The 25,863-nt window shown below is 53.3% G+C and carries 21 protein-coding genes and 1 pseudogene; 8 read left to right on the forward strand and 14 right to left on the reverse strand.

Annotated elements, in window-relative coordinates; translation table 11 throughout:
- Window positions 1–594 precede the first annotated feature (594 nt).
- The gene (locus AMR42_RS17460; protein WP_099534930.1) at window positions 595–1,152 is read left to right on the forward strand and encodes a rhomboid family intramembrane serine protease; all 558 of its coding nucleotides are present in this window, start codon (window positions 595–597) and stop codon (window positions 1,150–1,152) included.
- A gap of 99 nt (window positions 1,153–1,251) precedes the next feature.
- Window positions 1,252–2,265, forward strand: a complete 1,014-nt coding sequence (hpsN, locus tag AMR42_RS17465) for a hormogonium polysaccharide biosynthesis glycosyltransferase HpsN (protein WP_099534931.1) — start codon at window positions 1,252–1,254, stop codon at window positions 2,263–2,265.
- A gap of 218 nt (window positions 2,266–2,483) precedes the next feature.
- On the opposite strand, the gene AMR42_RS17470 is transcribed toward hpsN, so the two are convergent.
- The 8 genes and pseudogenes from AMR42_RS17470 to AMR42_RS17505 all read right to left on the reverse strand — a co-directional run.
- Window positions 2,484–3,827 carry a TRAP transporter large permease subunit gene (locus AMR42_RS17470; protein ID WP_099534932.1) on the reverse strand — a complete coding sequence of 448 codons (1,344 nt, stop codon included), beginning with the start codon at window positions 3,825–3,827 and terminating at the stop codon, window positions 2,484–2,486.
- Window positions 3,827–4,504, reverse strand: a complete 678-nt coding sequence (locus AMR42_RS17475; RefSeq protein ID WP_234407078.1) for a TRAP transporter small permease subunit — start codon at window positions 4,502–4,504, stop codon at window positions 3,827–3,829. The genes AMR42_RS17470 and AMR42_RS17475 overlap by 1 nt, the downstream gene beginning before the upstream one ends.
- Before the next feature lie 58 nt (window positions 4,505–4,562).
- Window positions 4,563–5,660 carry a TRAP transporter substrate-binding protein gene (locus tag AMR42_RS17480; protein ID WP_099534933.1) on the reverse strand — a complete coding sequence of 366 codons (1,098 nt, stop codon included), beginning with the start codon at window positions 5,658–5,660 and terminating at the stop codon, window positions 4,563–4,565.
- Window positions 5,661–5,827: 167 nt separating this feature from the next.
- Window positions 5,828–6,529 (reverse strand): DUF2834 domain-containing protein, encoded by a 702-nt coding sequence (locus tag AMR42_RS17485; RefSeq protein WP_234407079.1) that lies wholly within the window; start codon window positions 6,527–6,529, stop codon window positions 5,828–5,830.
- A gap of 63 nt (window positions 6,530–6,592) precedes the next feature.
- Window positions 6,593–7,432 carry an NUDIX domain-containing protein gene (locus AMR42_RS17490; protein WP_099534934.1) on the reverse strand — a complete coding sequence of 280 codons (840 nt, stop codon included), beginning with the start codon at window positions 7,430–7,432 and terminating at the stop codon, window positions 6,593–6,595.
- Window positions 7,414–7,989 carry a nicotinate-nucleotide adenylyltransferase gene (locus tag AMR42_RS17495; protein WP_199291613.1) on the reverse strand — a complete coding sequence of 192 codons (576 nt, stop codon included), beginning with the start codon at window positions 7,987–7,989 and terminating at the stop codon, window positions 7,414–7,416. The genes AMR42_RS17490 and AMR42_RS17495 overlap by 19 nt, the downstream gene beginning before the upstream one ends.
- Window positions 7,990–8,119: 130 nt before the next feature.
- Window positions 8,120–9,505, reverse strand: coding sequence for a nicotinate phosphoribosyltransferase (locus AMR42_RS17500; RefSeq protein WP_099534936.1), 1,386 nt, complete (start codon window positions 9,503–9,505; stop codon window positions 8,120–8,122).
- A 218-nt stretch (window positions 9,506–9,723) separates the two neighbouring features.
- A pseudogene (locus AMR42_RS17505) lies at window positions 9,724–10,056 on the reverse strand (cupin domain-containing protein); the annotation flags it as partial.
- Between the two features lie 275 nt (window positions 10,057–10,331).
- On the opposite strand from AMR42_RS17505, the gene AMR42_RS17510 reads away from it, so the two are divergent.
- On the forward strand, window positions 10,332–11,690 hold the full coding sequence (locus AMR42_RS17510) for a helix-turn-helix domain-containing protein (protein WP_099534938.1): 1,359 nt from the start codon (window positions 10,332–10,334) through the stop codon (window positions 11,688–11,690).
- Between the two features lie 201 nt (window positions 11,691–11,891).
- Complete coding sequence (locus AMR42_RS17515) at window positions 11,892–12,218, forward strand: heavy metal-binding domain-containing protein (protein ID WP_099534939.1); 327 nt, start codon at window positions 11,892–11,894, stop codon at window positions 12,216–12,218.
- 29 nt (window positions 12,219–12,247) lie between these two features.
- Here AMR42_RS17515 and AMR42_RS17520 read toward each other — a convergent pair whose 3' ends face one another.
- The 6 genes from AMR42_RS17520 to AMR42_RS17545 form a co-directional block, all read right to left on the reverse strand.
- On the reverse strand, window positions 12,248–13,156 hold the full coding sequence (locus AMR42_RS17520) for a 6-carboxytetrahydropterin synthase (RefSeq protein ID WP_099534940.1): 909 nt from the start codon (window positions 13,154–13,156) through the stop codon (window positions 12,248–12,250).
- A gap of 92 nt (window positions 13,157–13,248) precedes the next feature.
- Window positions 13,249–13,617 carry a hypothetical protein gene (locus AMR42_RS17525; RefSeq protein WP_143473166.1) on the reverse strand — a complete coding sequence of 123 codons (369 nt, stop codon included), beginning with the start codon at window positions 13,615–13,617 and terminating at the stop codon, window positions 13,249–13,251.
- Between the two features lie 379 nt (window positions 13,618–13,996).
- Window positions 13,997–14,167, reverse strand: a complete 171-nt coding sequence (locus tag AMR42_RS17530; protein WP_099534942.1) for a chlorophyll a/b-binding protein — start codon at window positions 14,165–14,167, stop codon at window positions 13,997–13,999.
- Between the two features lie 112 nt (window positions 14,168–14,279).
- The gene (locus tag AMR42_RS17535) at window positions 14,280–15,329 is read right to left on the reverse strand and encodes a diguanylate cyclase (protein WP_099534943.1); all 1,050 of its coding nucleotides are present in this window, start codon (window positions 15,327–15,329) and stop codon (window positions 14,280–14,282) included.
- Window positions 15,330–15,908: 579 nt separating this feature from the next.
- Window positions 15,909–16,988 carry a type 2 isopentenyl-diphosphate Delta-isomerase gene (fni, locus tag AMR42_RS17540; RefSeq protein ID WP_099534999.1) on the reverse strand — a complete coding sequence of 360 codons (1,080 nt, stop codon included), beginning with the start codon at window positions 16,986–16,988 and terminating at the stop codon, window positions 15,909–15,911.
- A 272-nt stretch (window positions 16,989–17,260) separates the two neighbouring features.
- Window positions 17,261–18,385, reverse strand: coding sequence for a C1 family peptidase (locus AMR42_RS17545; RefSeq protein WP_099534944.1), 1,125 nt, complete (start codon window positions 18,383–18,385; stop codon window positions 17,261–17,263).
- Window positions 18,386–18,656: 271 nt separating this feature from the next.
- On the opposite strand from AMR42_RS17545, the gene AMR42_RS17550 reads away from it, so the two are divergent.
- The 4 genes from AMR42_RS17550 (at window position 18,657) to AMR42_RS17565 (ending at window position 25,765) form a co-directional block, all read left to right on the forward strand.
- A complete protein-coding gene (locus AMR42_RS17550) occupies window positions 18,657–21,815 on the forward strand; it encodes an AAA family ATPase (RefSeq protein ID WP_143473167.1) in 3,159 nt (1,052 codons plus the stop codon).
- A 309-nt stretch (window positions 21,816–22,124) separates the two neighbouring features.
- Window positions 22,125–22,655: a DUF4214 domain-containing protein gene (locus tag AMR42_RS17555; RefSeq protein WP_158234531.1), complete on the forward strand. Its 531-nt coding sequence runs from the start codon at window positions 22,125–22,127 to the stop codon at window positions 22,653–22,655.
- Window positions 22,656–23,032: 377 nt separating this feature from the next.
- Window positions 23,033–24,079, forward strand: coding sequence for an ABC transporter substrate-binding protein (locus AMR42_RS17560; RefSeq protein ID WP_099534947.1), 1,047 nt, complete (start codon window positions 23,033–23,035; stop codon window positions 24,077–24,079).
- A gap of 270 nt (window positions 24,080–24,349) precedes the next feature.
- Window positions 24,350–25,765 (forward strand): aldehyde dehydrogenase, encoded by a 1,416-nt coding sequence (locus tag AMR42_RS17565; RefSeq protein WP_099534948.1) that lies wholly within the window; start codon window positions 24,350–24,352, stop codon window positions 25,763–25,765.
- Window positions 25,766–25,863: the final 98 nt, after the last annotated feature.

A 25,863-nucleotide genomic window follows, 5' to 3' on the forward strand; every position in this document is an offset into this window, starting at 1 on the left:
ACAGGGCGATCGCCCCGCCCCAAAGTCCCCGCCACCGACGCGCAGCAGCAGGGCCCGATCGAACAGCAAGGGGCAACTGGGCAGCCAAACGAGGAGAACAATTAGGAAACATGGCGACGGGGCCCGAATAAGTCTTCAGCGATCGCTTGCCATCCTCCCTGGTCACGGAGGCCGACTGGCCAGGAGGTAAGCGCAGGGGAAACTTGCCCGAACTGGCAAACTCAACGCAGACCCTGAACCCAGGTTCTGGAATTTTGAACTGAGTCCGGGAACCCATGGGTGATCGGTCGTTGAAAAGCAGCAGTGGACGGCCAAGGCGTTGGAATGCAGAGAATCAAAAGCCTGGCTGTCTTCAGCCTAGCCAACATTTCCATCTCACTAGCGATTGTGCGGGACAGATTTCCAAAACGGTCGATCGCCCGATCGCCATCACCTCGAATTCAGCACACCGCAACAATCGCCCGATCGCGCCCTCACCGACGGTTCCGTTCGCTATCCTGGCTATAGTGGAAAACGCGCACCGTGCTCCTTTCCAATGGCTTTCCCCTGGGAATCCTTTCCAGTCGTCAATTTCAGTAATCACTCCTTGAGCATGTGACCGAAGAACTCAAATCCCAAGGGCGATTTTTGGCATCGCTGATTGGCCTCCTGTGGCTACTGGAAATTGTTGATCAGTTCGTTTTCCGGGGCTATCTCGATGTGTTGGGCATTGTTCCCCGCAATGTCATCGGCCTGCGGGGAATTGTCTTTGCCCCCTTGCTCCATGGCGACTTGGCCCATTTGATGGCCAACACCGTGCCCCTGGGGGTGCTGGGTTGGTTGGTGTTGGTGCGCGGGCGCGAAACCTTTTGGAAAGTGACCGGCGCGATCGCCCTAATTAGCGGTCTGGGAACCTGGCTGATTGGCCCCAGCAACTCCATCCACATCGGCGCAAGTGGTTTGGTGTTTGGCTATCTCAGCTATGTGCTGTTTCGGGGTTGGTTTGAACGCAGCGCCAGCGGCATTTTGCTTTCGATTTTTATCTTCAGCCTCTATGGCAGTTTGATCTTTGGGGTGCTACCGTTGCGCTCGGGCGTGTCCTGGCAAATGCATCTTTTTGGGTTCATCGGCGGGGCGATCGCGGCGCGGTATGTTGACCGCCCCCGCCCCTAGCGGCCCTTCCCCGGACAACACTCGGATGCTCTTGGATTAAGATTTACGGTTCGATCGAATCGCTCCAGCCATCCTAGCCATCCCCCCACGGTTGCGGATATGAGTCAGGTTTCCCAGTTGCCAAAGGTTTCAGTCATTGTGCCCACCTACGGGCGCGAACAAGTGCTTTGCACCTCGATCGAGGATGTGCTAGCCCAGGACTATCCTGATTTTGAAGTGATCGTCGTTGACCAAACCCCGCAGCACCTGCCCGAAACCGAAGCGAAACTGGCCCAATGGGCCGATGGGGGCAAAATCCAATGGCATCGCCTGCGGTGGGCGAGTTTGCCAGGGGCCCGAAACTTTGCGGCCCGGCGATCGAGCGGTGAAATTCTGATTTTTATTGATGATGATGTGCGCCTGGAGCCAGGTTTCATTGCGGCTCATGTGGCGAACTATGGCGATCCCCAGATTGGAGCGGTGGCCGGGCGCGTGTTCGATCGCATGAAATTGGAGCAAGAATGCACCAAACATGTGGGCGAATTTGATTACCAAGTGCCGGAAGCCTCTGACCCCGCGATCGCCTGGTATCACATTGACCTCGTGCGGGCCACCCAGCCCCAACCGGTGATCACTGCCCGAGGTTGTAACATGTCCTTTCGGCGCAACCTGTTTGTGCAGCATGGCCTACGGTTTGATGAACGCTATCGGGGCAGCGCTGTTCGCGAAGAGTCCGACTTTTGCTTAAGCCTGCGTAAAACCGGCTTCAAAATTTGGTATGACCCCGCCGCCCATTTGGTGCATTTAGGCGAAGAAACCGGCGGCTGCCATGACATCAGCACCCGTTCGATCGGCTATCAAACCACCTTTTATCACAACCATTTTTGGCTCGGATTTAAACACCTCAGTCTTGGGCAACAGATTCGCTTTTTTGCCAAACTGTTTGACTGCCATGTTTTGGGTCATCCCCCCTGCTACAAGAGCGGTTCACCCCTAAAAGTATTGGTACGTTTTGGCTGCTACTGCATGGGTTTTGCTAAAGCTTTAATCACGGCTTTGGTTGGCCTTTGGGATGATGGTCAAGTGTATTCTCGGCAGGATCAACAGCGCGATCGCCCGGCCCTGAATTCCTAAATTTCTTCGCTTGGTTCTTCCGTAGATTAGACCGAGCTTTGTAAAGCCCGACTTGATCGTCACGAGCCTTGTTGCTGTTGGGTTTTGCAACTTACTGTTGTTGGGTTGAGGCACGAAACCCAACCTACGGGATGATCTACAGCGTGATTGTTGGCCGGCCCATTTTGAGAAGAGGATGAAGGCTTTTTACTGATTTGCGAAAGAGATCTACTGTCTAATCAGTCGAAGCTGAGAGACGGTAACCACATCACCAAATCCGGGAACAGAATAATAATCAGCAACACCAGCAGTTGCAGACAAATAAAAGGAATTACCCCCCGATATAGCTCCTCCGTTTTGACAATGGCAGGCGCAACGCCCCGTAGATAAAACAGGGCAAATCCAAAGGGTGGCGTGAGGAAAGAAGTTTGCAAGTTCGCCCCTAAAATCACCCCATACCAAATCATATTGAACCCAAGGGCTTTGGCAACGGGGGCAAAAATCGGAACCACAATAAAGGCGATTTCAAAGAAGTCAATAAAGAACCCCAACAGGAAAACCACCAACATATTGAGGGTTAAGAAACCCACTCCCTCGCCCGGCAGGTTCGACAGAATTTCGAACATGAACCGATCGCCATGGAGACCCCGAAAAACCAAACTGAAAGCCGTTGAACCAATCAAAATAAATAGGGCCATGCTGGAAATGCGCAGGGTGGCTTCGCAGGAGTCCCGCAGGGCAACCCAACTGAATTGGCGATTCAACAGAGCCAGGGCGATCGCCCCCAAGGAACCCACCGCGCCCGCCTCCGTGGGAGTGGCAATGCCAAAGAAAATGCTCCCCAATACCAACAAAATCAGCACCAACGGGGGCAGCATGGACTGCACCACCCGTTGCCGCAATTCCCGGCGCGGCATTTGGCAAACCTCCGGCGGCAGGGCTGGCGCGGCTTCCGGCTTCAAAAAGGCCACCAGCAACACATGCAAGGCAAAGGCCCCCGCCATCATCAGGCCGGGAATCACTGCCCCCAGGAACAGATTGCCAACCGAAACACCCAATTGGTCGCCCAGCACCACCAGCACCACACTGGGCGGAATGATTTGCCCCAAGGTTCCAGAAGCGGCAATCACCCCCGTGGCCAGCTCGCGATTGTAGCCATAGCGCAGCATGATGGGCAGGGAAATGAGACCCATGGCCACGACCGTTGCCGCCACGACTCCCGTTGTGGCCGCCAGCATCGCCCCCACCACCACCACCGCCAGGGCCAAGCCACCCCGCAAGCGGCCAAACAAAATACCGACGGTTTCTAAAAGTTGCTCGGCAATTCCTGACTTTTCCAGAACGGATCCTAGGAAAATAAAATAAGGAATGGCCAGCAACGTGTAGTTTTTCATAATGTCAAAAATGCGGCTGGGCAAGGCAGCTAAAAAGCTTGGCTCAAACGCATCGACATTGATTCCAATCAGGGCAAAAACGATGGCAACCCCACCCAAGGAAAAGGCGACGGGATAGCCGAGGGACAAAAAGAGCAGCGCCCCCAAAAACATGAGGGGCCCCAGCCAGTCAAATCCAAGGGTTTCCATTAGCGATCGCCCTCCGATGAGTTTTCCGAGGGGTTTTCCGATGCTTGGCTGGCCGATGGTTGGCTAGGTTGATGGGGGGCGATCGAGTGGGCGATCGACTGCGACGAGGGATCTGCGCCTAAACCGGCAATGATTGCCAAGTTTTTAATGATTTCTGAAACTCCCTGAATCATCAAAACCACAAAACTAATTAAAATCAATCCTTTGATGGGATAGCGCGGCAAACCACCGGGATCGGGCGAGAGTTCCTGAACCATCCAAGCATTGGCTGTCCATTGCCAAGAAGCCATCAAAACCAAAGCCGAAAAGGGCATTAGAAACAGAACGGTTCCAACTAAATTGGCGATCGCCTGGGTGCGGGGCGACCAATTTTTATAGAACACATCTACCCGCACATGGCCATTCCGCTGCATTGTGTAAGCAGCACCGAGCAAAAACACACCGCTAAAGAGATACCACTGCAACTCAATGCTGGTGTTGGAGGTGAGATTTTGCCCGATCGCCCGGCCCAAATAGCGACCAATCACATTCCAAGACCCGATCGCCAGCATGGCCACCACCAACCAGCCCATGGCTTGGCCCAAGCGAAAATTCCAGCGATCGATTTGTCGAGCCAGCCGCAACCAGGGAGGGAGTTGCCGTTGAAGCCACCGTTGCCAATTCTGCATAGTTTGCATAGGTTTAAACGGGGAAAATTTAAAGGATTTGAAAGATTTAAAGGCAAGATTGGATGGTTTAAGGTTTAACCGCTTCTGCAAAAACCCATTCATTGGTGTTGTTCCAAGCAATCACCGATTGTTGAAAGGTTTTCCAAGGTTCATAAATGGCCTTGAAGTTTGCATCTCGCTGGGCTAAGTCTGCAAACAGTGCTTCTGTTTCTGTTTTGGCTTGTTTTAAAATTTCGGCGGAATAGGGCCGCAGTTGTGTGCCACTGGCAATGAGGGTTTTGAGGCCTGCCGCGTTGAGGGCTTCATAGTTTGACAACATGGTATAGTTGGCTTCTTGGGCTGCCAGTTGAATCATCTGTTGATAGGCTTTTGGCAATCGGTTCCAGGCTTCTAAGTTGACAAAGAAATCGAGTGTGCTGCCGGGTTCCCACCAACCGGGATAGTAATAGAAACGGGCGGCGCGGTTCAGTCCCAATTTCGCATCGTCATAGGGGCCAACCCACTCGGCCGCATCAATGGTTCCCCGATCGAGTGCCAAGAACACTTCGCTACCGGGCAACACCTGCACATTCACCCCCAATCGCGACATCACCTCGCCACCAAGACCAGGAATTCGCATTTTCAAACCTTGTAAATCACTGAGGGTTTGAATTTCTCGTTTAAACCAGCCCCCCATTTGGGTTCCCGTGTTGCCAGCGGGAAAGTTAATAATATTGAAGCTGCGATAAATGGCTTGCAAAGCTGTTAAGCCGCCGCCAGCATAGAGCCAAGCATTTTGTTGTTGAGCCGTGAGGCCAAAGGGCACTGAAGTGCCAAAAGCGAGTCCTCGATGCTTGCCCAAATAGTAATAGCTGGAACTGTGGCCGCATTCAGCCGCTCCGAGCTGTACTGCGTCCATCACTTCCAGTGCGCCCACAATTTCTCCGGCGGTGTGGGGCGTGATGATGAATCGGCCATCGCTGAGTTCTTTGACCCGATCGCAGATGCTGACTAAGCCACCAAAAATGGTGTCGAGGGCTTTGGGCCAACTGGCGATCGCCCGCCACTGAATTCTAGGTAAGTCGGCGGCAACGGGCGGGCCACCACTGGGTTTGGAGGCACAGGCGGCAGCAGTGGCCGTCACGGAACCCAGCCCGATCGACTGCATTAAATGGCGACGTTTCATGGGTTAAAACACTCTTCCAAAAGATGCTTGAACAGCCTAAATAAGGATTGAAGCTTTCAACGGAATTTGCAAAGTTTATAAAATTCAAAAAAATTCTGAAAAAGCCCTGAAGAGACTTTAGAAATTTGCTAAAAGCCAACCAGGTTCACTCCCCCAATAATTGCTAGTTACTCATTCGTCACCTGAATCGGTGGGCGAAGGCTAAGGTAAGCCAAAGGCCCCACCAAAGGCAAAAACGTTAGCCATTTCCAAATGGTTTGCTGATACCAACCTCTCCGAGCCAAATCATCGCCCACCAGGGCAGGAAACAGCAGGGAAAGCATCAGAAAATCGAGGCTCATCACATGGATAAATCGGCTGGTTTGCCACTGTTGTCCAAAATCTGACCAGTTGCCTTGGGACAGACCCCAACCCAGCAGCCCGATCGCCCCAACCGCGAGACCCAAAGCCAGCCAACGGGAATCCCAGAATCGAATCAGACCTGATCGCTCGCCCGTGAACTGTGGGTTCGATCGCCGCAGGGCCAGGTAAGGCAACAGGGCAAAGGCCCCCAATGCCATTGACCCGATCGCGAAGGGCCAAGCACGCACCGGTTGCCCCCGCCCATCGGCAAACAGCAAGCAGCAGTAAACCAGCGGCCAAATGCCCATCAGGTTAAAAAGAGCCACGATGAGCGGATTTTCGCCGGATACTTGCCCCGTCGAAAGGCGAATGATCAAATCCAAGGTGTCCGGGCGATCGGGCGGAGCCAGCAGGAAAGCATAGAGCGTGAAGCCGGCCCACAGGAGCCAAAACCAAGGCTGGGCCGGTTGCTTGGCTTGATCGGCCGGCAACTGGTCAAGATCGGGGGAGTTACTGGGCGCAGTCATCGGCGTTTTGGGCAGAGTCTTTGCAGGCGATTTTGACTATTAGACCAGGATTTCGCCCAAGATTTAGACAAAAACAAGGGGCTTATTTTCCAATTGTTGAAAGGCGATCGCATCAAATTGATAAAGACTAGCCGGGCGACCAGCACCGCGCGACACCTTCACGCCCGTGTCCAACAAAATTCCCAGCTTCAGCAAGCGGCTGCGGAAGTTGGAATAGTCTGAAAAGTTTTCGCCTAAAACAATGGTGTAAAGCTGATAAAGATCGCTGAGGGTGAAGGATTCCGGCAATACATCAAAGGCGATCGGGCTGTATTCCAATTTGTTGCGCAAGCGTTGATAACCGTATTGCACAATTCGATCGTGATCAAAAGCCAGTTCCGGCAGGCGATCGAACGGATACCAAGCAATCCCGATCGCCCCATCGGTGGCAAAATCCGCGATCGCCTCCACCTCCGCATAGCGCACCAGGGCAAAGTAGCTGACGGACAAGTACCGCACTCCGAAACTGTCGGCGGCTTCCCGGGGATCGCGGCCGGGCCCACCAAAGGTATAAAGCTGCTCTAGGTACAGATGCCGGACGCGAATTTTTTCCGCCAAGACGCGATAGGCCGCCGCTTCTAGGGCCTCGCCTTGGCGCACCAAGGTTCCGGGCAAGCTCCAACAACCGGCAAAGGGTTCGTGTTGCCGCATCACCAGCAACACCAACAGTCGGCGCTTGTCGCTGTCCACGGAAAAAATGACGTTATCAACTCCTACTTTGAAATCGGCCAGGGAATCGCCCGCCAGGGGAGCAGGCGATTGTTTGGCACTCTGTTTGGCGCTCTGTTTGGTGCTCTGTTGGGCACTAAGCTTGGCACTGAGTTTTGCATTGAGGCGATGGGAACCTAGCCGACGTTCTGCCATAGGTAAAGCTGCTCACCCCGAATATAGGCTTCAATTTCGGGGGGGATACTGTTGCGATCGCCCGCTTCCCGATAGGCGGTGGAAGAACTGGCGGGGCTGCTGAGGTCAGCCACCTGCACCCTGGCTCCCAGGTCGGCTAAATGTTCGATCGCGGCCGTTTCCAAGGGATAGCCCGGCCGAGGAATCACCAGCAATTGGGCAAATTGCAGAATGTCCGCCGAGCGATACCAACGGGGCAGTTGGGCCACCAAATCTGACCCAATGACTAGGCTGAACTGGGCGTGGGGCCAGCGTTCCCGGGCCCGTTCCAACACCACCACCGTGCGCGGGTGGCTCAGGTCTGGACAAACCTGCACATGGGCGGGCCGTGGTTCGATCGACTCGATCAGCACCCGCAACATGGCCGTGCGACAGTCGAGGGGAGCGCGATGACTTTTGAAGGGATTGTCCGCAGCCCAAACCGCAACCCGATCGAACCGTTGGGCCAACCAAGCAACAATCGCCTGATGGCCATAGGTTGGGGGATCTGCACTGGTTCCAAACAACGCGATCGACATCATGGGATTCTGGCCGCCAAAACAACGGCAGGAATACAGGTTTGTGGAAAATGACGGGTTGATGGAGCGGAATTGGCAACCACTGGGGTGCTGGCCTTGGGACAGTTTGGGAAGGAGCGTGGGAAGCAGCTTAGGAAGCAGCTTGGATCGATTGATGCACCCGAGTCGTGAGCGATTGTAGCGCAGGCGACAGTTCCGGCCGCACTGGGGTTGGGCCATGGATCGATCGCACCGTCTCCGGGAGGCTTTGAACCTGCGATCGGGTGCGTTGGGCAATGGTCAGCAGGGATTCTGGATCCGTCAGCCGTTGTCCCGCACGCATCACGGGCCGCAACAATCCCAGCTCTGATCGGGGCACTTCATCAGCCAACACCAGCCGATCGCCCAACCAACGGCCCGCCTCGTCCCGATCGCGCAGCACCTGTTTTCGGCCCGGATAGGTGGCCTTGCCGCTGGAGCCTTTGGCCACCGGTTGCCCCGCCAACTCCACTAATTTATAGACCCCATTCACCGGCTGGCCCGTCACCAACTTTGTGCCCACGCCATAGCCATCAATCTCAGCACCGGCCGCCCGTAGGTGATCGATTTCCGCCTCATCCAGATCACCGCTGACCAAAATTTGCGTTCCCGGCAATCGATCGCGCGCTAGCTGTGACAGGCTCACCAAGTCTCCCGAATCCAACCGGATGGCCGGCACGGGGGCCCCACCGGCCCGCACCCGCTCCGCCAACTGTTCGATCGCCCGCACCGGGTCAAAGGTATCCACCAGCAGTGCCCCATGGGGGAACAGTCCCTGAAAAGCCTCAAACGCCGCCAGTTCTGACCCCATGGAAGCGCCCAGGGCCATCACCAGGGCATGGGCCATCGTGCCCGCCGGTTGTCGCCCCAATTGCAACGCCGCTTCCACATTGGAAGTGGCATCCAAACCAGCCGCCAAGGCCGCCCGCGCCGCCCACAGGGCCGCCTGGGGACTGAAGGCCCGCCTTGTGCCAAATTCCAAAATTTGCGCCCGATCGCCCGCCACATCCCGCAACCGAGCCGATCGCGTGGCCACCAGGGTTTGATAGTTCAGCACATTCAGCAAATAGGTTTCCACCCACTGGGCTTGCCAGAGGGGAGCCTCAATTCGCAGCAGCGGTTCATGGGCAAACACCACGGTTCCTTCGGGCACGGCCCACAAGTCTCCCGTAAACCGAGCCGTCGCCAACAAGTCCCAAAATCGATCGGGCGCATGGTCAAACAGCCCCGTGGCCCGCAGTTGGGCCTGTTGGGACGCGCTGACCTGAAACTGCTCCAGGTATTGCAGGGCCTGTTCCAGTCCCATGGCCACCAAGTAGCCAAACCCATCGGGCAACCGGCGCGTAAACAGCTCAAAACTGGCGGTTTGTTGCTCCACTGCCCGATCGCAATAGCAAGCGATCATCGTCAACTGATACAGATCCGTCAGCAGGGCGCTGTTGCCCACTTGAGCGTCCAGGGTTGCGGGCCCCAAGTCGGGCGTGGTGAGGGTCAACATAACTGGGGAAGCGATCGATCGGGCGATCGCCAGGAGGGATCTTGAGGCAGTCACACCGCTCTGGCCGTTGACGGGTGGCCGGTCAATTTATTTATAGTAATTTTTACCAAAAATAGCAACCCACCTGTTCCCGATCGCCCCTGCAACTGGCACAAGTCGTCAGGGTCTGTCTTCATTTCCTGGGATTCAACGAAAACAGTTGATTTTCCATGCCCCAAGATGAAGGTCAGCGGCTCGGGCCCCAGGCTGCGCACGAATTGTTTAGCGTTGGGCGGAATATAAACCGCATCCCCTGGCTCAATGATTTGCACCTCGCCATCGATGTGCATTTCTCCCCGCCCCGCCATGATGTAGTAGACCTCTGAGGTAGTCAGGGAGTGGGGCAGCGAGGTTTCGCCCACGGGCAAAATCGCATGGGCCAAGCTATAGCGCAGGTCGATCGGCTGCTGATCGGGGTACAACAACTCCCGCAAAATCGAATTGTCGCCCGCCACAAATTCTGCGCAATCGCCCAATTTTTGTAACAGCGTGGTTGAGACCCCGTGCAACATCTGCGGACCATTCAAGCAAAATTTGCAACCACCCGTAGCGGTCGATGGGTGCGATCACCCCGTGAGTTGCTTTAACAGCTTTCAAGTGTTTTTGTAAAATCTACCAAAATATTAAACGTAACGCCTTATCTTAAACCAACACCTTCATTTGAAGTAGCCCTGAAGTTTAGCCCTAACAATAGGTGTATTTTCTTGATTTTTAGAGGACAAAAGTCTTATTTTTGATGTTATATTTAACATAGGACTTCTCTTGAACATCAAAGTAAAACTGTTATATGATCTACAATCCTTTTGAAAAAACAATTAATGAGCCGATTCAAGAAGTGGATTTGGAAATTTTGGTCACGAATCAAATTGCTGAAGGCTATTATATCGAGTACAAAAGGGAAATACCAAAAGATAAAATCAAAATAGCCCGAAGCCTAGCGTCACTCGCGAATACTTATGGTGGCTGGTACATTGTAGGCGTAGAAACTGATAAGCATAATGTTGCAACAGCAATTTCTGGCTTTACTTCTGAGTCTTGCCATGATCCGATTTCCGTGATTCGTGACTTAGTGAAGCATTACATTAATCCGGTTCCCATTTTATTTCCAAAAGTTATTACTTTGGGTAATAGTAACTTAGTACTCATTGTCTATATTCCCGATCAACAGGAAACTCCATTTGTTACAAAAGATGGAAGAATATACAGACGCACCCATGATTCATCTGATCCTGTACCTGAGGCAGATCGCTACACTCTAGATAGACTATTTGAGCGTGGAAGGGAAGTGTCAAGGCAATTTACAAATTTTTCAAGAGATGAGCGTACTTTTAGTCAAGCAGAAAAGGATGCTTGGTTGAAAATTTATATTGCTCCATATCCGACGGGATCACCTAAGTTTTCATTTTTATTTTCTGAATCTACGCTTGAAAATCTGCTTGCAGCTAGTAAGAAGCCAATTAAAATTCCATTATTTGATAGTTTTGAAAAGCCAATCATCTTAGGACACCTTGAATTAAATACAGCTTGTACAACTCCCACTTCGATAATATTGCGTCAAACCAATATTGAATATGAAGCATTCAATTCTTTATCTATTGAAATTGATCGTCTTGGAAGGGCAAAAATCTTCATTCCACTACAGCCGATTCAATTCATGCAAAATATCTTATCTGAAATTCGCTCTCCTGTAGTTTATAAGCACATTTTTAATCGGGTTGAGTCAGATCATGAAGAGAGCAATGTACTCCTTAAATTTTTCAATATTGGAACAACTTGGCTACTTGTTGCTACGCTTGTAAGTTTCTATTTAGAAGAATGTTTGAACACTTCAACAACTTTTACTGAATTTCAAGTCAACCTAGAATTTGATGGCGTGTGGAGATATGTGCCGTTTTATGACATTGACCTCTGGGGAGAACATGTTGATAGATTTGGTTTGCCCGTAATCATGCAAGACTATATACGGTTCTACGAAGAAGGAGAAAAGAGAAGAATAGTTGAATCTAGAGATAGGCTATGGATGTATTTATGTCACAATATTGGGATTGCTTGTGGTTTACCACCTGAATTTTTGGCTAGTGCTTTTGCTTCAGTTCTCATAGATGCTTATAAGTCAAATCATACTAGCTCTAAAAACTCTCTTTAAAGCTAGCTACCAATAGCTATTATTGCGCTCATCTCCTCTGTAATCTTGCCTTGAGAAACCAGTATTAATTTTCAACTTTAGATATGAAATTAAAATGACAGGGTGTGAAACCGATCGCCTAGGGTGGGTGAACCGCCCTTGATGCTCCATAGGCTGCTCTTGCTACAACAAAAGAGCATTTATGGAGCAATCAATCACATTATGTTGCTAACCACAACCTCCAGCCTCGAAGGCAAGCGCATCATCTCCTATTACGGCGTGGTCAGTGGAGAAGCGATCTTGGGGGCGAACATTTTCAAGGACTTTTTTGCTGGCATCCGAGACGTGATTGGCGGGCGATCGGGTTCCTACGAAAAAGAACTGCGCAAGGCCAAAGACATCGCAATGAATGAAATGAAAGCCGCCGCTACGGAATTGGGAGCGAACGGCATCATTGGCATTGATATTGATTATGAAACCATTAGCCTGTCCAACGGCGGTGGCATGTTGATGGTGGCGGTCAGTGGCACGGCGGTGCGGTTTGAATAATGCGGTTTGAATAGCTGGCACGGACTGCCCTAGTTTGCACCCACGCCCGCCGGTTTTCCTTGGTCGATCGCGCTGGTTACGGGGCGATCGACCCACAGAGCCTCCGTTTGCACATACACTTCACAGGAATTATTTTCGGTTTCATCCAACCGAATTTTGACCAACTGCACTCCCAATTCTCGCAATGGCTCTAGCAGTTGATCGCGAATATAAACGGCAATATTTTCCGCCGTGGGCACAATGTCTTGAAAGTAGGCAATATCTTGATTCAAAAAGGTGTGATCAAGCTGCTCCACCACTTGCATTTCAATGAGATCGTGGAGCCGGTTGAGTTCAACAACCATCCCTGTTCTAGGGTCAATTTGACCACGCACCGTCACCCACAATTGATAGTTGTGGCCATGGCCACTGGGGCGGGAACATTTGCCATAAATTTCGCTATTTTGAGCCAAGGTCAGGGTTGGCAGAGCCAAACGATGGGCGGCGCTGAAGTGGGTATGAACCGTTAGATGAGCTTCCATAGCTTGCCCTCGATATTCCACAACTAAACCGGGATCGGGCGACAGTTGCACTTGCCGCAGTTGCAAGCCCTGCCGCTGCCAACATTGGCCCAAACGCTGCCACAGCACCTGGGCCAGCCACTCGCTGGTGGGCAGGGTGTTGGCAAATTCTGGCCAAACCTGGTTGAGGTTGGCTCCGTGCAAGGGTTCCAGCACTTCCCGTTGCAGGGCGCGTTTGATGGTGGTGGATAGGTTGGCCACCATGCCAAAGGGATCGATCGGCCCTTGGACTTGCACCCAAAGCGTGAAGGTGCTGCCGGGCGATCGAGCGGCGATCCCGAACCGCCGATGATTTTCCGCCTCCGTCAGTTCCGGCAACCAGTAACGGTAGCTTGCGGAAAACTGGACACGACGGCTGATGGTGCAAAGATCGCTCATGCAATGCGGCTCGATCGGGACGATGATTCGCTCAGAGTTCTGGATTCGCCCTGGCAAGAGGGCTGGGGGATCGCGGAGGCTGGCGACAAGGGCTAATCGGCGGAATTGGGGCGATCGCGGAGGCGCAAGGGCGGCAGGGGCGATCGCGATCGATCTGTGTAAACCGGGTCTCCGTAAACCGAGGTTAGCCGGGGGGCGGCGGGCAAAACGGGCAAGCGACTGGCGGAGGAACTGCGGTAGGTCATGCGGGGCGATCGGGCCGCGTCAATCACACGCGCGGAATATTTCAGCCAATAGAGAGCGGCGGCCGTGCCCAAAAAGATTAGCCCCAAAGCGGCCAAACCTGCATCGCTATCCGCTCCCCCGATCGTTACCTGCACCAGGCCCATGGTTAGCACGAAGGCGGCGATCGGCTCTCGTCGATATCGTTGCTGCAATAGCCGCGGCCAACGCTTACCCATCGGTTTAGTCCTCAGCGGTTTTGATCCCAAGGGTGATCCCCAAACGATGGCCAATTCCTAGCCATGTCGCCCCTAATTCTGATTGTATAAACCTTTCTGCTGCTAGAAATTTTTTCTGCTGCTATCAATAGACCTTCAAAAAAGACCTTCAACAACCTTCCACATTTGCGGCTGTGGAGTCTACAGTTGTGGAATCGACTCATGCGCAGCCCACGGAAGGGACGCAGCCACACCCACCCGCCTCTTGGGCCAAGCGATCGGGCAGGGGCTGCGCCCTTAATTTCACAAAGCATTTTGCAAAGGATGAGGCTTGGCAAATCCCGCTCAACAAGCTCAACCAGTTGCAGCAGGTTGCCAAGCAACGGACAACAGCAGGCCCCTACAGCAGGCCCAACCAAGCCAACAGCCCTTGACCCGTCACCGCCTCGATCGCCAAAGCCAGCAGGAAACCCACCATGGCGGCGCGGCCATTCAGGCGCTCGGCATAGTCATTGAAGCCAAATTTGGGTTCTTCGAGGTTGGGGGTGGTGGTCGGTTGTGGTTGAGTCATGGTTTGTTCCTGAATTGTTACGTTTTGAGTTTTACATTTCGTAACAGTTTATCGCACCTCGGCCAGCAGTGGGCCCTTGCCGAAGGTTAATCAACCGTAAACAATCGGGCCGCTACAGCACCATCATCACTCGATTGCGCCCCCGGTTTTTGGCTTGGTAGAGGGCCCGATCGGCCCGGTTCAAGGCCGCCTCGATCGAGGTGTCGGTGGACTGGCAACTTGTGCCGCCAATGCTGACCGTGAGGGTTAAGCCCGGGGCGCTGGGCAAACTGGTGATGGTCGGATCGGCGATCGCCTTGCGAATCCGTTCCGCCACGATTGCAGCGGCCGCCGCATCGGTCTCCGGCAACAGCATCACAAATTCCTCACCCCCATAGCGCCCCAGACAATCCTGAGTTCGCAGAATGCTGCTGGCGGCTTGGGTGGCCGTGGCCAAGGCCAAATCGCCCACGGCATGGCCATAGGTATCGTTCACGGCCTTGAAGTGATCCAAATCCAACATCAACACCGAAAGGGGATGTTGGTAGCGACAACTGCGCTGAAATTCTTTTTTGGCCAGGGTCATCCAATGCCGTCGATTGGCCAAACCGGTCAGGGGGTCGGTGGTGGCCAAGCGGCCCAATTCGGTGTAGGCGCTTTGCAGTTGGGCGTGGGTTCGTTGCAGGGCATTCAGGGCCTGACTAAGGCGATCGCGTGCTTGCTTGAGTTCCAAATGCACCCGTACCCGGGCCAGGAGTTCCGCCGATCGAAAGGGCTTGGTGATGTAGTCCACAGCGCCAAGCTGAAAGGCTTCGAGCATGTGGGTTTCTTCGTTGCTGGCCGTGACAAACAACACGGGAATATCCCGCAGAATCGGATCTTCTTTCAGGCGATCGCACAGTTGCAAACCGCTCATTCCCGGCATCATCAAATCCAGCAAAATCAAATCCGGTTGGGCCGATCGCACCCTCATCAACGCTTCGGCTCCCGTCATGGCAAATGTGGTTTCATAGCCCGCCTGATCTAGCATTTCGATCGACAGGCGCACATTTTGGCTGACATCATCAACCACCAAAACTAGAAACGATCCGGGATCAAACGGCCGGGCTGGCGATTCTGCCTTGCCCGTCGCTAATCGTCGAATGGGTTCTGAATTGGCTGCAATTGCCTGGGAATTGGTCATGAACCTAACGTTAGAGAGGAGATTGAGCGAAAGAAGCTTGATTTCGAGCCGGATCGCCATTCCCCATTGGGTCACCAGAGCAACGATCGGGCAGTGATTTTGAACAGGGTATTGGTCGTGGCTTCCGGGCGATCGTGTTGAGCAACGTTTGCCAAACTACTCAACACCAGGAATTCAGGACTCACCCATCAAGGGCATCCCAGCAGCCATCCAAACAGCCCTGAAAAAATCATGAAAAAAGCCACGCAAAAAGCAATGCCACCTTTTGAGGCGCATTCTTGAAGGGCAAAAAAGCAAAGAAAAGCCACTGATGAAGTGGTTACAATGAATCGTCAGAAGCTTATACTTATTCTATCTTTATCTTGCTGTCTTGATCTTAATCCCTAGCCCTAGGAAAGCGGGATGCGTCCCTAACTCGGGAAACTGCAAATTACATTTTGATTGTGATTGTGATCACTCAAAGTTCTACTATTTTAAAGTCTGGCTCAAGCAGCGATCCAATTTGACCCCATCTTGAGGAATCGCTGAAGGGATCATCCCTTCAGCGCCCAAGAAGCGATTGCCATCAGGCACAGTCGCCTACTGAAGTTGCAGTCGGCCGCGGGTTTGTAGATCTTCGATCGTGCGATTGCCGGTGCAAAACATGGCGGTTTCCAATTCCGCAATCAACACATCACACAGAAAATCCAAAGCACTGTCGGACTCGTTGGCCGCATGTAAAAAGGGCATGGCGAACCCCGCCAAATTTGCCCCGAGGGCGATCGCCTTAGCCGCATCCAAACCATTGCGCAGACCACCGGACGCAATTAGCGGAATCGTTGGAGCCACCTGGCGAATTGCAGTGATACATTCAGCCGTGGGGATGCCCCAATCACCAAAGGTTTCGCCCAAGCGACGTTGCTTAGGATCCAAAGCCCGTACACTCTCCACCTTGGCCCAAGACGTGCCCCCCGCTCCGGCCACGTCGATCGCCTGGACACCGGCCGCCAGCAACTTTTCAGCCATAGCGCGTGAAATGCCGTTGCCCACCTCCTTGGCAATCACAGGCACGGGCAGTTGGGCACAAAGGTCTGCAATTCGATCGAGCAACCCAGCAAAGTTACGATCGCCCTTGGTTTGCACCGCCTCCTGCAAGGGGTTCAGATGCAAAATCAACGCATCTGCTGCCAACCAATCCACCAAAGACTGGCACTCAGCCAAACCATAGCGATAGTTAAGCTGCACCGCCCCCAGGTTGGCAAACAACGGAATGTCTGGAGCGACTGATCGCACCGCAAAGGTTCGGCGCACTTCCGGCCGCTCCACCGCCACCCGCTGCGAACCAACGCCCATGGCCAAGCCCCAGCGCTGGGCTGCCGCTGCCAACCGCATATTGATTTGTTCTGCCTGGTCTGTGCCACCCGTCATGGAGGAAATGAGCAACGGGGCCCGCAGCGGTTTGCCCAAAAATTGAGTACTGGGATCAATGGTCGATCGATCCAGTTCCGGCAAACAGCAATGCTCAAATCGGTAGCGATCCAAGCCGCTGCTCACCTGCCGGAACTGCACATCGTCTTGCAAGCAGGCTCGCAGGTGGTCAGCCTTGCGATTTTGGGTCGCCTGGGCGGTTTCGGGCGCGGTGCTGGGGGCGGGTTGGGGCAAAAACTCGGTGGATTGCATGGCGCTGGGAACAAGAACCATCCCTTAGTGTCGCGTGACCCGATCACCCTGCATGAGTCCCCGCCAACTTTTGCAACATTGAGGCTGGCCAATGGCTGTGGCAAAGCCCATGACCAAAAGCCTTGAAATTGCTTCAGACAAGGGGCTGAAGCCCCCTGCCCGAGATGGTCGATCAGCCGATCGGTCAATCCTCGATCAGCCGATGTGTTGATTAATTACTGGAGAACCGAGAAAAGCCAAAGGTTCGATCGAGCGAATGCCCAATCAGCAACTTACTCTTCTTCTTCCTCCTCTTCATCATATTCCTCTTCTTCTTCCTCGTAATCTTCCTCTTCTTCCTCGTAATCCTCTTCTACTTCTTCATCATCATATTCCTCCTCTTCCTCTTCTTCTGAATCTTCGTAATCTTCTTCGTCGTATTCTTCTTCCTCGTCGCCTTCCTCTTCTTCCTCGTCGCTTTCCTCGCCGTCGTAGTCTACTGAGACGCTGATTTCTTCGTCCTCTTCCTCTGAGTAATCATAATCACTCTCATCGTCCTCAGAGTTGTAGTCACTGGCAAATTCTTCGTCATCTTCGCTGTCAATACCAGCCGAAAAATCTAGATCCGAAACTTGTTGAATTGCCCAGCAATCGAAACACAAATCCGTGTTGGTCATGTAGTCATAGGGGATATAGCAATAGCCTTGATCACCCCAATCCGATCCCCAAGAATTGCGTACAATAAAGGCTTCATTGCGATCGGAATAACCCACACAGAGCATGGCGTGGGCCCCGTGGGTTTCGCGAATTTGCTCATTGCGGCTGGGCAACGGAACGCGGCCGCCTTTTCCCGCTTGATTAAAAGAATCGTAGAGAATCAAGCCAAAGGCAAAGGGATAACCCTCTGCTAAACAGCCTTTCATGGCTGCTAAATCAATGGGAATTTCACGGGCTTCATCCACCAAAAAGTTCTGTGCTTCCTCGTAAGCTTCGGGGGAAGGTTCCGTGTCAAAGTCTTCAGGAACATAGGGCCAGGTTTCTTCGGTGCAAGCGCCAACTTCTTCGAGCACTTGGATGCTGCCGCTGATGGAACTGCCACCGTCGCCCACGGTTCCTTCCGCGCGCCGCGTGTTGTAGTAAATAAACAGACGGCTGATATCGCCCGCTTCTCCGTGGGCTCGCTGCGCTAAATATTCATAGGCTCCGGCGATCGCGTTGGCGGTGCAACTGCCCACGGTGGATTGATCTTCAACGGGGGTCATGTATTGACGCAAATCAACGCGGCTGGGCAACTGATCAGCACCAAGCTTTGACTGAAACAGACTAAATCTCGGTGGCTTGCTCGTGGATTTGACACAAGCGCCAACCCGAATTTTTTTGCCGCTGCGGCGGTTAACCAAATAACCAATTTTTGCCATGGTTCAGAGAGCCTAAAAAATAGACGATCAGTGGTTGAGAAGGGTAGGCATTGGAGGAGGCTGGATCGTTGCCCGGGTCGCACCGTAGCCAGGGCTTGGGCGATCGCCCCCCATGTGGGGGCTGCCGTTTCTGGTTATAGCCTGTTTTTGAATGAGCACCCAAAAGACGTACCAAAAATGTCAAAATGAGCCTGAAAAGTAACTCATTCAGCAAGATTAATCCAGCTCATTCATCGGCAGTGGGTTGGGAGAGGCAGGGCAGAGGTTAACCGTGATCCCCGAACAGCTCATCCTCAAAAATTTCCTTAGTTATCGAGAAGCAACCCTACACTTTGGGGGGCTACAAACGGCTTGCATTTGTGGAGCCAATGGTGCAGGGAAGTCATCACTACTGGAAGCCATGGCTTGGGCAATTTGGGGTAAAAGTCGCGCTTCCACTGAAGATGATGTGATCTTCGCAGGCGAAACGGAAGCAACCGTTAACTTTACCTTTCGGTTTGGGCATGAGGTTTATCGGGTGATTCGAACACGCCGATTGGGCCAAACCACTGCTTTGGAATTTCAGATGGCGATCGATGAGGGCGATCCCGATCAATGGGCCTTTCGCAGCCTGACGGAACGGGGGTCAAGGGCGACCCAAGCCGCTATTTTGCAGCGCTTGCGGCTGGACTATGACACTTTTGTTAATTCCGCCTATTTGCGTCAGGGACGAGCCGATGAATTCATGTTGAAAACACCGGCCGATCGCAAGGATATTTTGGCGGATTTGTTGAAGCTGGGGCAATACGATGATTTGGCAGAACAGGCGAGGGAACGCTCCAAGCTGCTGAAGGGTGAAGCCAAGCAACTGGAGGAGTCGATTCAATCGCAGGAGCAAAAGCTAGCCGATCGAACGAGTTTGGCCCAAGAATTAGCCACCGTTGAGCAGCAGCTCAAGATGTTACGGGGCGATCGGCAAAAGGCAGAAACCCGACTGGAGCAACTGCGATCGATTGCAGTGCAACGCCAAACCCAGCAACAACAATTGCAATGGATTCAGCAGCAGCAACAAACCGTTCACCAGGAGCTGGAACGGTTAGCCCAGGAAGGCCAACGGCTGGCCCAGCGACAAGCAGAAATCGATCGCACCCTGGCCGCCCAAACGGAAATTGAAGCGGGAATTCAGCAGCTTCAGCAATGGCAACGAGAAGATGAAATTTTGGGTCAAAAATCCCAGCAATATCATCAATGGACAACGGAGCGAAACCGGCAACAACAATCGCTCGATCGGGAAGTGAACCGATTGGAAAATGAGCAGCGCACATTGCATAGTCGCTTGCAAGATTTGGCACAACAGGAACAGGAATTACACAGCATTCTGAATCAGCGATCGGAGGTGGAGTCGGCGGCCACTCAGTGGCAAACTGCACGCCACCATTTAAACCAATTGGAGCAAATGCAAACCCAGGCGGCTCCCTTGGTGCAACGGCGGCAACAGCTTATCCAAGAGGGCGATCGGGTGCGATCTCGCTTGGTAGCTCGCTTGGAGGAATTGCAAAATTTGCAGCAACGAGCGATGGCTTCCGTGGCGCGTCGTCCCCAACTCATTCAGCAATGGGAACAGATTGATCAGCGAATTCAAGCCCTTGAAAATCGCAAAGTTTATCAAGATCGGGTGCAAGAGAAAGGCACTGAACGAAAAGGGTTTATTGATCGCTTAACAGGAATGCGGTTGGATTTAGAAAATCAGCTTGCAAAACTGACTGAAAAAATGACCCTATTGGCGGAGCAACCAGCGATTCAGAAGAGTCAGAACCAGGAAATTCACGAAATTTTAGAGGACTACGGTGCTTGTCCCCTGTGCGACCAACCCTTGGATCAACATCATCTGGAGCGAGTGCAAGCCAAGCAAAAACTCGAAGAAACGGAACTGCGCGATCGCCTGTGGGTGCTTCAAGAGCAGTTGGCTTTGACAGAACGCGAAATTCAGATTTTGCGCCAGGAATATCGAGACCTCAAACAGGAATTGCAGCCCCTGAATAGTTTGATTGAGGAACGGGGCAAGCTGCAAGAACAACTGCAAACCCTGGAGCAAGAGCAAATTTCTTTGGCGGCTCAGGAGGCCACAATCGCTCAGCTCACAGCAACTTTGGATTGGTTTGATCGGGGCGGATCAGTCCCCGAACCGTTACCAGAATTGGGGCGATCGCTCCCAGATTTGCGGCATGAACTAGCTGAGTTGGACGATCGCCTAACGGCCTTGAATTTTGACGATCGAAACCTGGCTTTGGCGCGGGCCGAGGTCGATCGCTGGCGATGGGTGGAACTGAAGCAACATGAGCTGAACCAAGCCCAACGCAAACTAGAGCAATTGCAACAGCGCCGACCGGATTTGTTGGCAGAGCGCGATCGACTTCAAAAAACCTTAACCAGTCACTTAGACCCGGCCGAACCCACCTCATTAACCGCTCAATTAGCCCTAATTAACCAACAACTGACGGCGCTAAATTATCAACCCGATCACCATGAACAAGTACGGGCAAAATTGCGATCGGCTCAGGGGTGGTTAGCCCGAGCAGAAACCCTGCGTCAATGCCAACAGGAAGCGCCCCAACTGCTCGATCGGCAACGTCAGCTCGCCCAAGCCCAACAGAGCCAAACCGAAACCCAAAATCAACTCGCAAAACAGTGGACAGAGGTGCAATCGCAACTGGCTAACCAACCGGATCCGAGCCAGGATTTACAACAGCTCGATGCACAACTCAATGATCTGCAACGGGCGATCGAATCAACGGTGGCCAAGCAAGCCCAACTTTCTCAACAGCAGGAATTTTTGCAACAACTGGCGGAGCAAATCGGGCGCGATCGACAACAGCTTCAGCAAAAACATCATCAACAGCGCGTTTACGATGAGTTAGCCAAGGCCTTTGGCAAAAACGGAATTCAAGCCTTGGCGATCGAAACCCTTTTGCCTCAACTGGAAGCGGAAGCCAATCGAATTTTGTCCCAATTAAGTGCCAACCAACTGCACATTAATTTTGTGACTCAACGCCTCAAAAAAACTGCAACTAAGCGACAGAAGGCAACCGATTTAGCTAGCGCCACCATCGAAACCCTAGAGATTCAAATTGCCGATGCTCAAGGCACTCGTCCCTATGAAACCTATTCTGGGGGCGAATCTTTTCGGATTAATTTTGCAATTCGGCTTGCCCTGTCGCGACTGTTAGCCCAGCGATCGGGAACGGCGTTGCAACTCCTGATCATTGATGAAGGATTTGGCACCCAGGATGATGCGGGGCGCGATCGACTGGTGGCAGCCATTAATGCGATCGCTCCAGATTTTGGTTGCATCCTCACGGTCACCCACATTCCCCAACTCAAGGAGGCGTTCACCGCCCGCATTGAAGTGCAAAAAACCGCTGAAGGTTCAAAACTGGCCGTTTTTCTCTAAGTTTTTGCCCTCAGTTTTTTCTCTAGGGTTTTCTCTAAGTCTTTTGACCTGGCGCCCAGATTTAGCGCGGGTCCTCTTGCGCCCACGCCCCTTCCCCCACCTAGCTCAAGTCGGGTTTTCGTTGCGGAGTCTTTGGGCAATCCAATTTCCGCCATTCAACCTCTGTGAAAGTTTTCTGTGAAAGTTTCATGAACAAGTGCCGGATCCCTTTTGAGGTTTGGAACTTTCCCCTTAGAATGGGGAGACAACTTTACCGTTGCTACCCGACTTTGCAACCTAGGTTGGCATCTGATGCTGAAGCTCAACGAGATGCTCCAAATGCTCCCGAGCCGATCGCCCCGCCGATCGCTCAGTACCGTGCTGGCCACCACCCTCGCCGCCAGCGCGATCGCCCTGCCCAGCCAGGCCAGCAGCCTTTGCGTGGGCGATCGCCAACAGTCCCTCTGCCTGGAGTCCGGCGCGCAGTACGTGAGTGTGGCCGGCGCTTGGGATGAGTCGCTGTTGGCAACGGGCATCGATCCTGGCCATGCGGCCGAGGTCGATCGCCTCTATCAATCCGTTCTGGGTCGTCCGGCAGATTTGGCCGGGCTGCGCACCTACGCTCGGGCGCTGGAACAGGGTTGGTCAGTGCGCAAAGTGCGCTGGGCCATTGCCAACAGTGCCGAAGCGCAGGTGGCGATTCACCGCATCTATCGAGAAGTGCTCGATCGCGCGGCCGACGAAGAAGGCCTGGATACCTATCGCGATCGCCTGGAACGAGGCTGGGAACTGAGTCGCGTTCGCACCGACATTGGCTCCAGCTACGAAGCCCAATCCCGCCGCCGCAGCCTCACCAGCTAGGCGATCGGTTACCCCCAATCTGGCGAAGAGTCTGGCGAAGGTCTCGCTCTGGACAGCCAGGAGCCGCACCCAACCGGCCCGAAATCGCAAAACGAATTCCAAAATCCAAAAGCCCACGCTGCCATCGAAAGCAAGCGTGGGCTTGCTGCGATCCCGCTAATTTAGAAACCGATTTAGAAATTGCTGGCATCCCACAGATTGAGCGCAGATTCAGCGATAAGACCTAGAAACGCGGCTGAGAAACGAAGTTTGGCAACGAAGCTTGAAAATGACGGCGCAAGGCATGGGAAGTTTAGAATTCAAGGGGCAGGGCTAATCAGGGCTGACCGATCGAGCCGTTGAACTCAAAATCCTCAATTTTCCCGATAATTAACCCTATGTCTCCGTTGAACGATTCCGCCTTCACCCGTCGTCGGTTGCTGCAATACGGGGCAATCGCCCTCGGTTCCGGCTTGGTCACCGCCTGTGGCAACAACACCAGCAGCGAACCCAGCCCAACCGGCGAAAAGGGCCTCGATCGGGTCACCCTCGCCACAGACTGGGTTGCCCAAGCGGAACATGGCGGCTTTTACCAAGCCCTGGCCACCGGCATTTATCAGGAATATGGCTTGGATGTAAAAATTCGGATGGGCGGCCCCCAGGCGGCCACGGGCACACAACTGCTGTTTGGGAAAGTGGTGGACTTTGCCATGAGCAACAGCACGATCGCCCTGAATGCCGTCGCGGAAGGCGTTCCCAAAATCACCGTCGCCGCCTATTTCCAAAAGGATCCCCGCTGCATTGTGGCTCATCCCGGTGTAAAAGATTTGTCGGAACTGAAGGGCAAGCCCCTGTTTGTCACGCCCCAAGCCGTTTCAGATTTTTGGGGACTGTTGGCTAAAAAATACGGATTTACGGATAGTCAGCGCCGAGTTTATAACTTTAATCCCGCCCCCTTTTTGGCTGATAAAACTTCTGCCCAGCAGGGATTTGTCACCTCAGAACCCTACACCATTGAGAAAGAAGGTGGCTTCAAACCCAGCGTTTTCCTGCTAGCTGATGTGGGTTATAAACCCTACGCCACCACCATCGACACCACATCCCAAATGATTGCCGAAAAGCCCGATGTGGTGAAACGTTTTGTGCAGGCTTCTGCCAAAGGTTGGTATAGCTATTTAGCCGATCCAGCGCCTGGCAATGCCTTGATTAAAAAAGACTATCCGGAGATGACAGACGATCGCTTGACCTATGGTCTCGGGAAGCTCAAGGAATATGGCATTGTGCTTTCGGGCGATGCAATTACTAATGGCATTGGCTACATGACCGAAGCCCGCTGGCAGGAATTTTTTGAAAACATGGTTGAGTATGGGGTCTATCCCAAAACACTTGATTATCGCAAGGCTTTCACCCTCGATTTTGTGCAAGATTTGCCCACCTCGGCCTAAGGCTGGCTAATGCTGGTGAGCATCTGTCCAAGCGCCTAATTCCATCATCGCGCGATCGAAGACAAGGTGCTTGATCTCCTTGCCTGGGTCAGATCGGTTGAAAAAACAGCCTTCCAGTGCCCATTGAGCTTGACTGAACGGATGCTAGATCCTAGTTACCGTTCCGAAGCTGGAATCGGAATTTTTCAGTAGATTAGTGATTAGCGCACACTTGCGGGACAACTCCCTTTCGAGTCATTCGAGGGTTAATTCAAGGGTTAATCAACAGTTATGGTGATCGCCACGCAACCGACCAATTCGGCTCATTGGGATCTTGAGACCCAAATTCGGGAAACCCTCGATCGCCAACGACAGTTTTTTGCCACCGGTCGCACCCGCGATTTGGAATTTCGGCGCGACCAATTAACCAAGCTGCGCCAAGCGATTCAGGCCAAACAGGACGCGATCGTGGCGGCGGTACAACAGGACTTGGGCCGACCGGAATATGAGGCCTATTTTGAATTGGCTTCGATCGCGGAAGTTGACGGGGCCCTGAAAAATTTGACCCAATGGGCCAAGCCCCAAAAGGCCAAGTTGTCGATCGATCAATGGCCGGGTTCCGCTTGGATTGAACCGCAACCCCTGGGGGTGGCGTTGATTATTGGCCCCTGGAACTATCCCTTTTCTTTGGCGATTTCACCGTTGGTGGGGGCGATCGCGGCGGGAAATTGCGCGATCGTGAAACCCTCGGAAGTGGCTCCGGCCACGGCGGCAGTGGTGGCAACCCTGATTCGGGAAACCTTTGACCCGGCTTTTGTGGCGGTGTTTGAAGGGGATGCTGCCACCAGCCAAGCCCTGTTGGCCAACAAGTTTGACCATATTTTCTTCACGGGTGGGACGGCCATTGGGCGCATTGTGATGGCAGCGGCGGCCCAGCACCTCACGCCGGTCACCCTGGAGTTGGGGGGTAAGAGTCCTTGCTTTGTGACGGCGGATGCCAATCTGGCGATCGCGGCGAAGCGGATCGCTTGGGGCAAATTCCTCAACGCTGGCCAAACTTGTATCGCACCGGATTATCTTTTGGTCGATCGAGCGGTGATGCCGGAGTTGCTGGCCCAATTGCGCGGGGCGGTCACGGCATTTTATGGAACCGATCCGGCCCAGAGTGGGGATTTCGGGCGAATTATTAACGATCGCCAGTTCGATCGCCTGGCTGCGTTGCTGGAGTCTGGGAAACCGTTCTTGGGCGGCCAACACAACCGGGCCGATCGCTACATTGCCCCCACCATCCTCACCGATGTGGATTGGGACAGCCCCGTGATGGCCGATGAAATCTTTGGGCCCATTCTGCCGATGTTGCCCTACGACCAACTGGATCAGGCGATCGCCCAAGTGAACAGTCGCCCCAAACCCCTGGCGCTGTATGTGTTTTCGGAAAATACCCAAACCCAACGCTACTTGCTCGATCGCACCAGTTCCGGCGGCGCTTGCATCAATGAAACGGTGATGCATGTGGGTTGTCCGTCGCTGCCCTTTGGCGGGGTGGGCGACAGCGGCATCGGCAGCTATCACGGCAAGGCCAGCTTTGACACCTTCTCGCACCATCGCAGCGTTTTGAAAAAGGCCACTTGGCTCGATTTAGATTGGCGCTATGCCCCCTATGCCCAAAAGGTCGGCCTGATTAAAAAATTGCTGGGCATGGGCTAGAACCGGCGATCCTCCCGAGATCCCTCCCGATCCCTCCCGAGATCCCTCCCGATCCCTCCCAATCCACAAAGACAAGGGGCTTCAGCCCCTTGCGCCCA

This window comes from Limnothrix sp. PR1529 (genome assembly GCF_002742025.1).
In the GTDB taxonomy this organism is placed as follows: Bacteria; Cyanobacteriota; Cyanobacteriia; order CACIAM-69d; family CACIAM-69d; genus CACIAM-69d.